This window comes from Campylobacter sp. TTU-622 (assembly GCF_016598965.1).
Lineage (GTDB): Bacteria > Campylobacterota > Campylobacteria > Campylobacterales > Campylobacteraceae > Campylobacter_D.
This window is the reverse complement of the sequence record NZ_JAENKR010000036.1, coordinates 1-13,137: the sequence shown is the minus strand read 5'-3', so window position 1 is coordinate 13,137 and position 13,137 is coordinate 1. Positions and strand designations below refer to the sequence as shown.

Annotated in this window: 14 protein-coding genes and 2 pseudogenes; 6 read left to right on the top strand and 10 right to left on the bottom strand. The window is 25.6% G+C overall.

The genetic code is table 11. The features are described from left to right. From JG677_RS04810 to JG677_RS04795, 4 genes and pseudogenes are all read left to right on the top strand, one after another. Positions 1-197: pseudogene (locus tag JG677_RS04810) on the top strand (hypothetical protein); the annotation flags it as partial. Beyond that, positions 181-1,206 carry an LptF/LptG family permease gene (locus JG677_RS04805; RefSeq protein WP_200169412.1) on the top strand — a complete coding sequence of 342 codons (1,026 nt, stop codon included), beginning with the start codon at positions 181-183 and terminating at the stop codon, positions 1,204-1,206. The pseudogene JG677_RS04810 and the gene JG677_RS04805, both read left to right, overlap by 17 nt. Then, positions 1,206-1,928: a tRNA pseudouridine(38-40) synthase TruA gene (gene truA / locus JG677_RS04800; protein ID WP_200169413.1), complete on the top strand. Its 723-nt coding sequence runs from the start codon at positions 1,206-1,208 to the stop codon at positions 1,926-1,928. Before JG677_RS04805 ends, truA begins: the two co-directional genes overlap by 1 nt. Positions 1,929-1,991: 63 nt before the next feature. Next, on the top strand, positions 1,992-2,408 hold the full coding sequence (locus JG677_RS04795; RefSeq protein ID WP_200169414.1) for a copper resistance protein CopD: 417 nt from the start codon (positions 1,992-1,994) through the stop codon (positions 2,406-2,408). Here JG677_RS04795 and trmA read toward each other — a convergent pair. The 4 genes and pseudogenes from trmA to JG677_RS04775 form a co-directional block, all read right to left on the bottom strand. Continuing rightward, positions 2,395-3,471: pseudogene (gene trmA / locus JG677_RS04790) on the bottom strand (tRNA (uridine(54)-C5)-methyltransferase TrmA). The gene JG677_RS04795 and the pseudogene trmA sit on opposite strands and share 14 nt — an antisense overlap. Beyond that, positions 3,468-5,189, bottom strand: coding sequence for a Na+/H+ antiporter NhaC family protein (locus tag JG677_RS04785; protein WP_200285453.1), 1,722 nt, complete (start codon positions 5,187-5,189; stop codon positions 3,468-3,470). The pseudogene trmA and the gene JG677_RS04785 overlap by 4 nt, the downstream one beginning before the upstream one ends. Next, positions 5,186-5,935, bottom strand: a complete 750-nt coding sequence (locus JG677_RS04780) for an SDR family NAD(P)-dependent oxidoreductase (RefSeq protein WP_200169417.1) — start codon at positions 5,933-5,935, stop codon at positions 5,186-5,188. Before JG677_RS04780 ends, JG677_RS04785 begins: the two co-directional genes overlap by 4 nt. Further along, the gene (locus JG677_RS04775) at positions 5,932-7,152 is read right to left on the bottom strand and encodes an ankyrin repeat domain-containing protein (RefSeq protein ID WP_200285452.1); all 1,221 of its coding nucleotides are present in this window, start codon (positions 7,150-7,152) and stop codon (positions 5,932-5,934) included. The genes JG677_RS04780 and JG677_RS04775 overlap by 4 nt, the downstream gene beginning before the upstream one ends. Positions 7,153-7,268: 116 nt before the next feature. Here JG677_RS04775 and JG677_RS04770 point away from each other — a divergent pair, with 116 nt between their 5' ends. Beyond that, complete coding sequence (locus tag JG677_RS04770; protein ID WP_200169419.1) at positions 7,269-7,718, top strand: methylated-DNA--[protein]-cysteine S-methyltransferase; 450 nt, start codon at positions 7,269-7,271, stop codon at positions 7,716-7,718. Here JG677_RS04770 and JG677_RS04765 read toward each other — a convergent pair. Genes JG677_RS04765 through mobB form a run of 5 tightly spaced genes read right to left on the bottom strand, consistent with a single transcriptional unit; the run spans position 7,707 to position 12,075 of the window. After that, on the bottom strand, positions 7,707-8,651 hold the full coding sequence (locus JG677_RS04765; protein WP_200217104.1) for a hypothetical protein: 945 nt from the start codon (positions 8,649-8,651) through the stop codon (positions 7,707-7,709). The genes JG677_RS04770 and JG677_RS04765 overlap by 12 nt on opposite strands. After that, positions 8,648-10,513, bottom strand: coding sequence for a methionine--tRNA ligase (metG, locus tag JG677_RS04760; RefSeq protein WP_200285450.1), 1,866 nt, complete (start codon positions 10,511-10,513; stop codon positions 8,648-8,650). The genes JG677_RS04765 and metG overlap by 4 nt, the downstream gene beginning before the upstream one ends. 21 nt (positions 10,514-10,534) lie before the next feature. Continuing rightward, positions 10,535-10,738, bottom strand: a complete 204-nt coding sequence (locus tag JG677_RS04755) for a hypothetical protein (RefSeq protein ID WP_200169422.1) — start codon at positions 10,736-10,738, stop codon at positions 10,535-10,537. 2 nt (positions 10,739-10,740) lie between these two features. Then, a complete protein-coding gene (locus JG677_RS04750; protein ID WP_200285448.1) occupies positions 10,741-11,586 on the bottom strand; it encodes a class 1 fructose-bisphosphatase in 846 nt (281 codons plus the stop codon). Positions 11,587-11,595: 9 nt separating this feature from the next. Next, positions 11,596-12,075: a molybdopterin-guanine dinucleotide biosynthesis protein B gene (gene mobB, locus JG677_RS04745; protein ID WP_200169424.1), complete on the bottom strand. Its 480-nt coding sequence runs from the start codon at positions 12,073-12,075 to the stop codon at positions 11,596-11,598. 95 nt (positions 12,076-12,170) lie between these two features. On the opposite strand from mobB, the gene JG677_RS04740 reads away from it, so the two are divergent. Beyond that, the gene (locus JG677_RS04740) at positions 12,171-12,656 is read left to right on the top strand and encodes a hypothetical protein (RefSeq protein WP_200285446.1); all 486 of its coding nucleotides are present in this window, start codon (positions 12,171-12,173) and stop codon (positions 12,654-12,656) included. Here the strand turns inward: JG677_RS04740 and JG677_RS04735 are convergent. After that, a partial coding sequence (locus JG677_RS04735) for a lytic transglycosylase domain-containing protein (RefSeq protein WP_200285444.1) occupies positions 12,559-13,137 on the bottom strand: 579 nt, incomplete at its 5' end. The two genes, JG677_RS04740 and JG677_RS04735, sit on opposite strands and share 98 nt — an antisense overlap.

The window sequence follows — 13,137 nt, the reverse complement described above, 5'->3', positions numbered from 1 at the left end:
TTATTATAATTGCTTGTATAGGAGGAATTTTAGGTTTTAAGGATGGATTTATCACTTTATTTATTGCTTGTGTTTTAACTTTACCTTTTTTTATGATTAAAGTAAGAAAAGAGAAAGAACTTGCTATGATACCTTTTTTGAGTATATCTTTTATTTTAGTTTGGATTTTTAAGGTAAATTATGAAACTTTGTTATAAATATATTTTAAATCAATTTTTAAGTACAAATTTATCAATTTTTTTTACTTTATTTAGTATTGTTTCTATGGTATTTTTTATACAACTTGCTAAATTTACTTCAAGTATAGAGATTAGTTTTTTAGATCTTTTAAGACTTTATGGCTTTATGCTGCCAAGAATTTTGATTTTTACTTTACCTATAGCTTTTTTTATAGCTTTAACTTTGGCTTTTTATAGACTTTCTAAAGAAAATGAAAGTATAGTATTTTTTACATTAGGTTTTTCGCCTTTAAATTTAGCTAAATTTTTTCTACAGATTGCAAGTTGTGTAAGTGCTTTAATGCTTGTTGTGGCTTTGATTGTACTTCCTATTGTCTTTGAGCTTCAAGATAATTTTATTAACTACAAAAAAACTCAAGTTAAATTTAACTATAAAACAGGAGAATTTGGTCAGAAATTTTTAGATTGGATGATTTTTATTGAAAAAGAAGAAGCAAATGGATATAAAAATATTATTTTATATCATCCTAAAAAGCTAAAAACCGATAAAGAGCAATTTATCATTGCCAAAGAAGCCAAAGTATTATCAAAAGAAAATGGTCTTTCTTTTGAATTAAGCTCTGGTAAAATGTATAATTTTGAAGATAATCAAACTATGTTTATAGGAGATTTTGAAAAGCTTGTAATTAATACTCAAGTAGATAATTTAAATCCTAAAATAAAAAGTTTTTATGAATATTGGAGTGATATTTCCACAAATGAAGAAAAAGCAAAGGAATTTGTTATATATACTACGATCGCTCTTTTTCCTTTGGCAAGCACTCTTTTTGCTTTAAGTTTTGGTATAGTAACTTATCGCTATGAGAAAGGTTTTATTTATTTTGGTATGTTTGGGGTAATTGGTGTATATTTTGGACTTTTAAATATTTTTCATCAGCCGCCAATTTTATCTTGTATTTTAATCTTTTTAAGTGTATTTTTTATTTCATTTATATGTTTTAAGAAAATGATTTTAAGTCGTTATTAATGAAATTAAAGATTATTTTTTCTTATGATGGTTCGGCTTTTTTAGGATCTGCAAAACAACCTCATAAAAAAAGTGTTCAAGATAGTATTGAAAATGCTCTTTCTCATCTTGGAATTTACAATCCTTTTTTAATGGCTTCAAGAACAGATAAGGGAGTGCATGCCAATAACGCCACAGGTTGCGTGGAGTGTGGCAATCATTTTAAAGATTTAAATTACCTTAAAAATCAACTCAATAAATACACTCATCCTTTCATACATATAAAACAAATTCAAAAAGTAGAAAAAGATTTTGAAGTTAGGTTTGATGTTAAGGCAAGAGAATATCGTTATATATTTAATCACGATCGATTTAACCCTTTTTTATCGCGTTATGTTTATTTTTACCCCTCCTTCGACATTGATAAAGCAAGTGAACTTCTTGCTTTATTTAATGGAGAGCATAATTTTAAATTATTTCAAAAAGAAGGAAGCTCTATAAAAAATACAATAAGAAAAATGTATTTTACCAAGGCTTATACTTATAAGAGATTAAGTATTTTTACTTTTAGAGCTAATGGTTTTTTAAGAGCTCAAATTCGTTTAAGCGTGGCTAGCGTTTTAGCTGTCTTGGAAAATCGTTTAAGCAAGGAGCAACTTAAAGAACAAATTGAGGCAAAAAAAGAGCATTGCAGAGTTCTAGCTCCTCCTAATGGTCTTTATTTGCATAGAATTTTTTATTAATTAACATAAATTAATTTTTTTATTTTATTTTTTATATAAAATATAAGAAAAAAAGGAGAAAATATGAGCGAATATTATGTATATATTTTACTTATCCATTTAATTTGTGCTATATTTTTTGTAGGGTATTTATTTGTTGATATTTTTATTATAAGAAAAATAAAAAAGAATTATGCTAATTTTGATTCTAAACTTTTATCAAATACGGCGATTAAAATTATGCCTTTTATAGTTTTAATATTATTTTTAAGTGGAGGAATGTTAGCGAGTTTTCATTTTAAACCACTAAATGGTTATTTTGCTTTAAAAATTTTTTTAGCTTTAGTTATTTTTGTTTTAGTGTTATTTTCTTTATCTTGTCGTTTTATATTTAAAAAATCAAATCCTTTGGGTAAGATGATACATCCTATTGTTTTTATCTTAGCTATAATGATTGTAATTTTAGCGAAATTGATGAATTATTTTTTTATATCTTTTTGAGTAAAACCCCGCATTCTAAATGTTTGGTATGAACGAATTGATCAAAAAGTGCAAATTTTATAATTTGATGAGTTTTTAAAAGAAAATTTAGATTTTCTTTTAAGCTTAAAGGATTACAAGAAATATAAATAATACTGTCATAATTTTTTATTAAATTTATAACTTCTTTATCAAGTCCAGATCTTGGTGGATCAACTAAAACGTGAGAAAAGTTAAAATCATCAAGATTGATATGTTTTAAACGATTAAATTCCCTCTCTTTTTTAAAGGCTTTACTAAGTTCTTCGCTTGAAAGTCTTATAAAATCAATATTAGAAATTTGATTTAATGTACAATTTTTTAATGCAAATTGTATATTTTTTTTAGAAAGTTCTGTAGCTAATACTTTGTTAAAACAAGAAGCTAAAGCTATTGTAAAATTTCCATAACCACAATAAAGTTCTAATAAATCTTTTGTTTTTTCTTGTTTGAGTATTGTTAATACCCATTCTATCATTTTTTCATTTATTAGGGTGTTTGGTTGTATAAAACAATCATTGTCGAATTCATAGATAAATTCTTTATCAAAAATATTTAAATTTTGGGTAAGAATTTCTTTTTGAAAAACTAGTTTTTTCTTTTTACTTCTTGCAATAAGATTTAATTATAATTCTTTACTTAAACTAGAAAGTTCATTTTCTATTAAATTTATATCTTTATGATAAAGTAATGTGGTACTTAATTCTTTTTTACTTGCTAGAAATTCTACTCCAAAAAGTTTTTCTTTTAATAAATAATTTTTTTTTATATAATTGAGCAATAAAGGCATAATATCGCAGATTTTTTTATCGCAAAAATCTAGAGTATTAACAATATATTTTTTCTTAGTTTTTTCATCAAACATAGCATAAAATATATCATTATTTTCGTGATAAAAGGAAAGTTCAACTCTTGTTCTATAATGCTTAAAAGAAGATGGAAAAATTTGAAATTCTTCTTTATAGCTTTCTTTAAAAAGTTCTTTAATTTGTTTGATTTTTTCTTCTAGGGTATTGTCAATACATAATTTAGAAAAATCTTTCATTCAACTTTTTTTCCAATCATTCTTAGTAAAAATACAATAAGTATCAAATTTAAAGGTAAGACAATCCATACACTAAGCCCTAAAGAAATAGGCAAGTAACCAGTGATTAAAGAGATTGCACAAATAAATAAAGCATAAGGAATTTGAGTTCTAACGTGTTCCATATGATCACATTTAGCACTCATTGAAGAAAGTATAACATTATCTGAAATAGGTGAGCAATGATTTCCAAAAATAGCTCCTGTTAAAACACAACTTATATTAATAACCATATAATGATGTAAAGAATTTGGATCAAATTGATTTAGTTGTGCAATAGCATATGCTAAAGGAACAGCTAAAGGCATTAAAATACTCATTGTTCCATAGCTAGTTCCTATGGCAAAAGAAATTCCAGAAGCAAATAAAAATATAATCGAAGGAAGAACAAAAGATGGTAATTCTCCAACAAGAAGAGAAACTATATATTTTGAAGTTCCAAGATCTTTAACTATACTAGAAAGAGACCATGCAAGTAAAAGTAAAACTATGGTAAAAATCATAGTTTTCCAACCATAAATCCAAGTTTCTATTGCTTCTTTTAAATCAAAAATTTTTCTTTTAACTCCCATAAAAATAGCAACAATAGCAGAAAATAAAGCTGATTGAAATAAAACTATGGAAGAATCTGCATTTCCAAAGGTTGTTCTAAAAGCATAAAAAGACAAAGGATTTTCTTTAACTTGTTTTAATTCATCTGCTTCTAATACGCTAAGTCCATTAAAATAAAAACCAACAATACAAAGAAAAATTAGAACAAAAATAGGAACAATAGCACTTGAAGCCTTGATATTAATATGTTCTTTTGGTGCTAAAAATTGATCTTCTAATTCAGCTGTATTTAATGCTTGAGATTTTATTTTTGGTGCTACCTCTCCTGTAGTTCTAGCTCTTATTTCTGCGTGATACATTGGTCCAAATTCTCTTTTCATTAGTGCTGTCATTAAAACAAAGAAAAGCATAAAAATATTATAAAATCTATAAGGAATAGTTTCTAAAAAAATTCCAAAAGCACTAATATCTTCTATACCTATATGTTTATAAGCATTTTTAATTAAAGAAACTTCAAGACCTATCCAAGTAGAAATAATAGCTATCCCAGCAACTGGAGCAGCAGTTGAGTCTATAATAAAAGCAAATTTTTCTCTTGAAATTTTAAATTTATCTGCTAAAGGACGCATAATAGGACCAACAATTAATAAGTTTGCATAATCATCAAAAAATATTAAAAGACCTATAAACCAAGTATTTACTTGAGCACTTATAGCAGATTTAGCTTTTTTTGCAAAATTTAAAGCTATAGCTTTGGCTCCACCCATTTTGGTAACAAGGGCTACTAATCCTCCTATACATAAAATTTGTAAAATAATTCCAGCATTTAAAGGATCTGAAGTTGAGTGTAAAATATAAGAAATCATTTTTGTAAATGATTCTAAAAGAGCATTGTAAATATTTAAAAATTGTATTTTTTGGCTTAAAAAAATATTGGAAGATAAACTTAAAAGAAAAGTCCCGCTTAAAACTCCAGCAAACAAAGATAAAATAACATCCTTTGTAATAAAAGCTAAAGCAATTGCTATAATAGGTGGAACGAGGGTAAAAAAACCATATAAATTAGCATTAACATCAGCATTTCCAAACAATACAAGGGGCATTAAAAAAATTAATACAATTCTCATGAGAACCTCTCTATATGAAAACCATTCCAAGTTTGTGTAATTGGCATAAGTTCTATTTCATTAATATTAATGTGTTCTGGAAGATTAATAATAGAAACAATAACTTTTGCTATATCATTTGCACTGATAAATTTGGTATTTTCATAAATTTGTTCTGCCTTTTTTTTATCCCCTTTAAAACGAATTTCTGAGAATTCTGTTTTACAAAGTCCTGGAGCTATATTGGTAACTTTAATATTGCTTGATCTTAAATCATTTCTCAATGCAAAAGAAAATTGTCTTACAAAAGCTTTTGTGCCACAATATACATTACCACCAAAATAAGGATTTGTTGCTGCTACTGAACCTATGTTAAAAATATAAGCATTTTTTTGTTTTCTAAGTATAGGAATGATTGCTCTTGCAATATATAAAAAACCTTTAATATTTGTATCAACCATAGTATCTATATCTTCTAAACTTAAACTATCAAATTTATCTTGATTAAGAGCAAGTCCTGCGTTATTGATTAAAACATCAATATTTTTAAATTCTCTAGGTAGATTTTTAAGTTCTATATTTATTTGCTCTTTATTACGCACATCTAGCACAATGGTATAAAGTTTGTCTTTAAATTCTTCTTTTAAAAGAGCTAGTCTTTCTTTGCGTCTTGCTATAGCTATAACTTTAAAACCTTCTTGAATTAAAGCTTTTACGCAAGCTTCTCCAAAACCAGAACTAGCACCTGTAATTAAAGCTGTTTTCATTCTAAAGAGCCCCCATAAAATAAATTTTCATTAGGCTTAAGACCTAAAGATTGCAAGTATTTAGCATTTTCTTCTTTTTTAGCAGCTAGAGCAAAATCTAAAGCATTAAAACCTAGATCATCTTTCTCAAAAAGTTTTGCACCTTTTTGAACTAAAAGTTTTAAAATTTCTACATTTGCATATGCTGCAGCGTGCATTAAAACATTTTTAGAAGTATGATCAAGTGCACAAAAGGTTATAAAATAGGGTGTATTGCTTTCTATATTAGCGCTTAATGCCAGTTTTTCGTTATTGTTAATATATTTATGATTTACATCTGCTTTATTATTAAGTAAAAGTTCAATTATATCTTTTTTTTGGAATTCTATAGCATAAAAAAGAGGAGTTTTACCAAAAGCATTTCCTTGATTTACATTTGCCCCTTGTTCAATTAGAAATTTTGTATTTTGATAATTTTCTAAAGCATAGAAAATAGCACTTTCATATCCCTCATTAAGATCAGCGCCAAAATTTAAAAGAGTTTGAATAATTGTTATATCTCTTTGATTTAATAATGCAGATCTTAATGCTATAGTAAGCTCCGATTTAGTAGGGTTATTTGCATAAATAAAATCTTTTAAACAGATTTCATCACAATTTTTATTTTCAAGTATTTGCGATATCTTAGAAATCTCTTTTATAATTCTTGTTTCACCAACCGCCCAATTTAAAAATTCATTTAGAGCTTGTTTTGCTAAAAAATTTGCCATTTCTTTGTTTAGATTAAATGTTTTTTGATAATAATCTTCTAAAGGTTTTAAACCATCATTATATTTTTGCCAAAAAGATTGATAAAGTCTAAAATTTCCTATACTTTGATAAGCCCAATATTTAAAGTAAATATTTAATGCTTGATATTTTTTATCAAGATCTATTTTCTTTTGAAATTCTTTTTGATAGTTTAAAGGATCAAGTGAAATTTTTAACAATAAAAGATTAAATTCTGTAAGTTTAGGTAAATAAGATATGCCTGAACAAGAACTATTGCTTCCTCTTATTTCATTAGAAATTTTATAAAGATCTTTTGTAAAGATTACATTTTTTAGAGACTCTTTGCAATTATCAATTTTATCTACAATACTTTGATCAGATAAGTCAATTTTTTGATTTAAAATATCATTACAATTAAAAGCCAATATATATGAAAAAGATAAGATAATGAAAAATAAAAATTTCAATTTAGTCCTTCTTTGTGTTAAAATTTAGGTTTAAAATCGACATTTGATTTGTAATTTTTACTTAAAATAATTATGTGAAGCAGGATAATATATTTTTCTTTATTTAAGGATAAATAATGTTTAAAATTTGTTTTAAATCTCCTTTTTGTTACTTATCTCTACATAGTGATGGAAATTTTTTAACCAAAGTTAATTTTTATGAAAACTATTTTGAAGATAAAAGTTGCAAGATATTAGAACAAGCAAAAGAAGAATTAAATCTTTATTTTTTAGGAAAATTAAAAAATTTTAAAACACCTTTAAAATTTACGGGAAGCGAATTTGAGCAAAAGGTTTATAAAGCTTTGCTTCAAATTCCTTATGGAACTTTACTTACTTATAAAGATGTAGCTTTGAAAATATCTCATCCTAAAGCTTTTCGTGCTGTGGGTAATGCTAATTCTAAAAATGATATTCCTATTTTTATCCCTTGCCATAGAGTTGTAGCAAGCAATGGGATTGGTGGATATAATGGTGGTTTAGAAATTAAAAAATTTTTAATTGAGCTTGAAAAATCAGTTAAATAAATTTGATTCTTCTATTTGATCTTGTAAATAAAGATCTTTAATATACCTTCTATCTTTATCTAAAATAAGACAATATTTAAAATCTTTATTTTTTAAATCAAAAATATGAGAATAAGAAAAATCACAAAATAAAGAATTTTTTAAAGCACATTTAAAACCTTTAATATTTTTAAAATTTTCTCTAAAAAATTCAAAATCATTTTCATTAAAAACAAAAATAAGAGCTTTATCACTTTTTCCAAATTCAGCAATTGTAAAATTATGATATATAAAATAAATCTGAAAAAAATCAAGTTTATTTAGATTAAAGCGAATATTATGTTTTTTTTCCTGTAAAAAAAGTATAAAATCAGCAAAAGTTTGTGCATAGATAAAAGGAAGCTTTAAATTTTTAAAATATATATTTTCGCAAATTAAATTGCTATAAAAAGGGCTTGAACTTTCTAATAATTGAAAATCAGCTTTATGAAGTTTTATAAAATTAGCACAAAGCTTTAAAATATAATTTTCATTACCACAACAAAAAATTTCATTTTTATCAGCTTTGATTAAAGAATTAAAATCTAAAAAGATATTTTCTTGTAAATTTTTTAAATGAAATATTTTTGAAAAATGAATTTCATTAGGATTGCATAATAAAAATTCACATTCTTTTTCTTCACATAAAAAACGTAAAAGTCTAAAAATAGATGTTTCTAAATTTGAACTTTGTAAATAGAAAATTTCTTTATCAAGAATAGGAATTTCTTTTTCATAGATAATAACAAAAGCGCCTTTTTTAATAGCTTCTTCTATCGCATTTTCATCATTTGAAAAAAAAGCATAAGCATATTTTACTTCATTTAAACTAAGGCTAAAGCCTTCAACACTTAAGACTTTGCCTTCATTAATAATTTTTGTATTTAGAAGTTCATTGAGATTTGAAATATTCATCCTATTAAAGAGCCATTTTTTACCAGTTGTTCAGGAGTGATTAATACAAGTTTATCTCCACTTTTAGCACTAAGTATCATACCATCACTTTCATATCCAAAAATCTTAGCTTTTTTAAGATTACTCAAAACACAAATTTGTTTTCCTATTAATTCTTTTGGATTGTAATGCTTGGCAATTCCCGAAACGACTTGTCTTATTTCTTTATTGTCAAGTTCAAGTTCAAATTTTAAAAGTTTATCACTTCCTTGTATTGCTTGACAGTCTTTAACCAAGGCTATTTTAATTTCAATTTTGGAAAAATCTTCTATTTTAATTTTTGCTTTACTTTCTTCTTTTATTTCATTTTCTTTTTGACTTTTTTGCTCAATTTTAGGAAATAAAGCTTCACAAGGAGAAGCTTTAAAATCTAAAAGTTCATTATTTAAAATAAGCTTTTGATAAGTTTCATTTGATATTTCAAAATTTAAAGCATTGGCAACTTTTTTTGTGCTTTTTGGTAATGCTGGATTTAAAAGTATGCTAACTTGCGCTAAGATATTTGCACAAAGGGAAATTAAAGCATTTGCTTTTTCATTTGCATTATTTTTAACTAAATTCCAAGGTTCATATTTGCTTATGCTTAAATTTGCTACATTTAAAGCTTTAAAAAGCTCTTCTAAATAATGATTAGTTTGTAAAATTTCTAAAAAATTAATAGCTTCTTTTAAATGCTTTTTTGCTTGATTGTATTCTTCATTAAAATATTTTAAAACATCTTTGCATTCTATATAATTTTGAGAATATTTTGCACTCATTCCTATAATACGCCCAAGTAAATTTCCAAATTCATTACTGAGTTCTGCATTGATGTGATTGGTTAAAGATTGTTCATTAAAATCTCCATCATTGCCAAAAGATACCTCTTTAAGAAGAAAATATCTAAAAGCTTCCAATCCATAGGTATTAGCAATTTTTCTAGGATCTACTATATTGCCTTTAGACTTGCTCATTTTTTCACCATCTTGTATCCACCATCCGTGTGCTGCTATAAATTTAGGCAGAGGTAAATCTACGCTCATTAAAAAGGCAGGCCAGTAAATAGCATGAAAGCGTAAAATATCTTTTCCTACTAAATGTATATGTGCAGGCCAAAATTTTGAATTTTCATTTTGCAAGGAACTTACATAAATAAAAAGCGCATCAAGCCAGACATAAATAATATGTTTATCATCTTTTAGTTCTTTTGGGAGTTTAATTCCCCAATTAAAACTTGTTCTAGTAATAGAAAGATCTCTTAAACCATTTTGAACAAAATTAATAAGTTCATTTTTTTTATTTTTAGGCAGTATAGGATCGGCTTCTTTATACCATTTTAAAATTTTATCTTGATATTTTGAAAGTTTAAAAAAATAACTTTCCTCTTTTAAAAGAGAAGTTTCTTTACCACAATCAGGACAACAAAGATGGTTAATTAACTGTGTTTGAGTGAAGAAGCTTTCGCAAGAAATACAATAATGCCCTTCATATTCATCTTTGTAAATATCTCCTTTTTCATACATTTTTAAAAAAACATTGCGAACAAAATCAATATGTTTTTGATCTGTAGTTCTTGCGTATATATCATAAGTAATTTCAAATTCATCCCAGAGTTTTTTAAATTCTAAGCTTATTTTATCGGCATATTCTTTAGCGGAGTTATTACGATTTTTAGCTGCTTGTTCTATTTTTTGTCCGTGCTCATCTGTACCTGTTAAAAATTTTGTCTCATATCCTTGTAAGCGGTAAAATCTTGCCATTGTATCAGCTAAAATTGTAGTATAAGCATGACCTAGATGAGGTTTGTCATTTACATAATAAATTGGTGTAGTTATATAACGCATATTTTTCCTTTAATTAAATTTCTAAAAGTCAAAACCACCTTCATTTTTACCTTTTGACATACTATTATAAACTGCATCAACATAATTTTTACGTGTTTGACAAGTAAAAATTTCAGGGCAGTTATAACAAGAAGTGAAATTTTTTGTTTTTTGACAATTTTCTAGTTTTTCTTTATTTTGTTTTAAATTTTCTTCAAAACTATCAAGAGTAGCTATCTCTTCCATATTTAATTAACCTTGTTAAAATTTAAAAGTTTTTGAATTTCGTATTTTGATCCAAAAAAACAAGGTGTAGTAGAATGAATCGCGTTAAATTTAAGATCCAATAAAGAAGTGTTATCTCCATTACTTGTAAGACCTCCAGCTTTTTCAATAATAAAAGCCAAAGGAAAGACTTCAAAAAATACTCTTAATTTTCCATTTGGAGCATCCTCTGTAGCAGGATAGCTAAATAATCCACCTTTTTTCATTAAAATTTGATGTATATCACTTACCATAGCTCCAGAATATCTTAATCTATAACCCTCATTAAATAATTCTTGTATAAATTTTTTATGCTTATTGCTCCAAAATTTTTGACTTCCTCCTGTTGCGTTGATTTTTCCTTTTTCTTGCATATGAAGTTCTTGTATGAAAGTAAAATGATTGTTTTGATCTAAGCGATAAAGTTTTGGTAAATCTTCACAAATTACAAGCTCAAGTCTAGCTCCATATATACTATAAACAGCTGCTTTTAAATTTTTTGCATCAGCTTTTTGTTCATAAATGGCGAAAATAGAACCTATAGCAAAATTTACATTCATTAAAGAAGATCCATCTAAAGGATCATAGGCTATGATATATTTAGCTTTTTCATTGATTATTAATTCTTCTTGTTTTTCTTCGCTAATTAAAGCTTTAATATTAGGGCATTCTTTTAAGGTATTGGTAATAATTTGATCACTTAAAATATCGAATTTAAGTTGAGTATCTCCTGTGTTATTTTGAGTTTTTTCATAAGAAGTATCTGGAAATTTAAGTTCATTTGAAATTTTAATTACAGCTTTTTTTATAAAATCAAAAATTTCTTGCATATTTTTTCCTTATAGTTTTTTTGCGTGATTTAAAATATAAGTATAGATCCCCTCTATATCATCTAAATAAAGCCATTTAAGATTTTTATTTGTTATTTCTTTATAAGAAGCAATAGCATTTGAAAAGGCAAAATAACTTTCATCAATCTCTTTACAAAATACGCTAATTCTTGGAAGATCAAGTGTTTTTAAGCCTTCAACCAAACATATATCAAAATCTTTAACCATTTTAATGCTTTCTAAAATATTGCGCTCTTGGTGCGAGAAAAATGTTGTTCTAGTAGGACTTAAAACTATAACTTCAGCCCCGCTTTGAAAAAAGCGAAAACTATCTTTTCCGTTAAAATCAAATTGGGCTTTATCAGAAGGATCGTGCTTTATGATTAATACTTTAAGATTATTTTGTATCATTTTTTGCGCAATCTTTGTTATCAATGTTGTTTTACCAGAATTTGAAGGTCCGCTAAAAGCCATAATAGATTTCGTCATTTTTTCTCTTTGGATATTTTTTAAGAATTATACCTTATTTAAAGCAAAAAATAGAGACAAAAAGTTATAATTACTAAAAATTTTAAGGCTTATTAATGAAAATTTTTATTTCAATATTTATTCTTTTTTTATTTAATGCTTGTTCTTTAAAAAATGACAAAATTACCGAAGTTAATCTAAAAACGCAAACTTTAATGTTTTCTCAAAAAAAGAAAATTGATGATGAGAATTTAAGTTTTGTAGTTACCTTAAGCTATTTAAATCCTATTTTAGATGAGAAAACAAAAGAAGATGAATTTGCATTACAAATTACCCCTAATTTATTAAATACAAACCATTTAAAAGCTTATATTAATGATAAAGAAGCTATTGTAGTTAGAATAAAAAAAGATAGTGAATATTTAAAATATTTATTTCAAAATGAATTTACTGACTATTTTAAATTTTCATTGCCTTCAAATCAAAATGAAACAAATCTTAAAGTCAAGATTTGTTTAAATCATTGTTTTGAATTAGATTTTCAAAAATATCCGAAATCTTTATATTATCGTTCAGAAGATATCGATACACAATATAATTAGCCAAAACTTTTTTTCCATAAATTCTACTTTCTTGATAAGGAACAAGCTCCATTGATAAAAATGGTTCAAATTCTCCTTTTTTAAAAAGATCCTTTCTTGCTAACATCCTTTTAGTAAATCCTATACCTCCATTATAGGCATAAGCGATAAAAAGAGGTGAATTTAAATGAGTTTCAAGATAATCTAAATGATGATTAGCAAAATAATAAGCTGTTTTAGGATTAAACATTAAATCTTGATCAAAATTATCAATTTTTAATTCTTTATTACCAATATGATTGGCTAAAAATGGCATAAATTGCATAATTCCTAAAGCATAAGAAGTTGAAATAGCAGTTGGAATAAAGCGACTCTCTTGTCTTGCAATGGCTAAGATTAAAGCCTGTCTTTTGGTATCATAATCTTTTATAAATTCATAATAGGGTGTTATAAAATAATGATTTTTAAATTTATAAAGCCTTTCTAAAATATAGGCATAAAT

What these genes read in the sequence shown, in the direction of transcription:
- JG677_RS04805 (WP_200169412.1), top strand. Translation starts at nt 181, where the DNA reads ATGAAACTTTGTTATAAATATATTTTAAATCAATTTTTAAGTACAAAT.
- truA (WP_200169413.1), top strand. Translation starts at nt 1,206, where the DNA reads ATGAAATTAAAGATTATTTTTTCTTATGATGGTTCGGCTTTTTTAGGA.
- JG677_RS04795 (WP_200169414.1), top strand. Translation starts at nt 1,992, where the DNA reads ATGAGCGAATATTATGTATATATTTTACTTATCCATTTAATTTGTGCT.
- JG677_RS04785 (WP_200285453.1), bottom strand. Translation starts at nt 5,189, where the DNA reads ATGAGAATTGTATTAATTTTTTTAATGCCCCTTGTATTGTTTGGAAAT.
- JG677_RS04780 (WP_200169417.1), bottom strand. Translation starts at nt 5,935, where the DNA reads ATGAAAACAGCTTTAATTACAGGTGCTAGTTCTGGTTTTGGAGAAGCT.
- JG677_RS04770 (WP_200169419.1), top strand. Translation starts at nt 7,269, where the DNA reads ATGTTTAAAATTTGTTTTAAATCTCCTTTTTGTTACTTATCTCTACAT.
- JG677_RS04765 (WP_200217104.1), bottom strand. Translation starts at nt 8,651, where the DNA reads ATGAATATTTCAAATCTCAATGAACTTCTAAATACAAAAATTATTAAT.
- metG (WP_200285450.1), bottom strand. Translation starts at nt 10,513, where the DNA reads ATGCGTTATATAACTACACCAATTTATTATGTAAATGACAAACCTCAT.
- JG677_RS04755 (WP_200169422.1), bottom strand. Translation starts at nt 10,738, where the DNA reads ATGGAAGAGATAGCTACTCTTGATAGTTTTGAAGAAAATTTAAAACAA.
- JG677_RS04750 (WP_200285448.1), bottom strand. Translation starts at nt 11,586, where the DNA reads ATGCAAGAAATTTTTGATTTTATAAAAAAAGCTGTAATTAAAATTTCA.
- mobB (WP_200169424.1), bottom strand. Translation starts at nt 12,075, where the DNA reads ATGACGAAATCTATTATGGCTTTTAGCGGACCTTCAAATTCTGGTAAA.
- JG677_RS04740 (WP_200285446.1), top strand. Translation starts at nt 12,171, where the DNA reads ATGAAAATTTTTATTTCAATATTTATTCTTTTTTTATTTAATGCTTGT.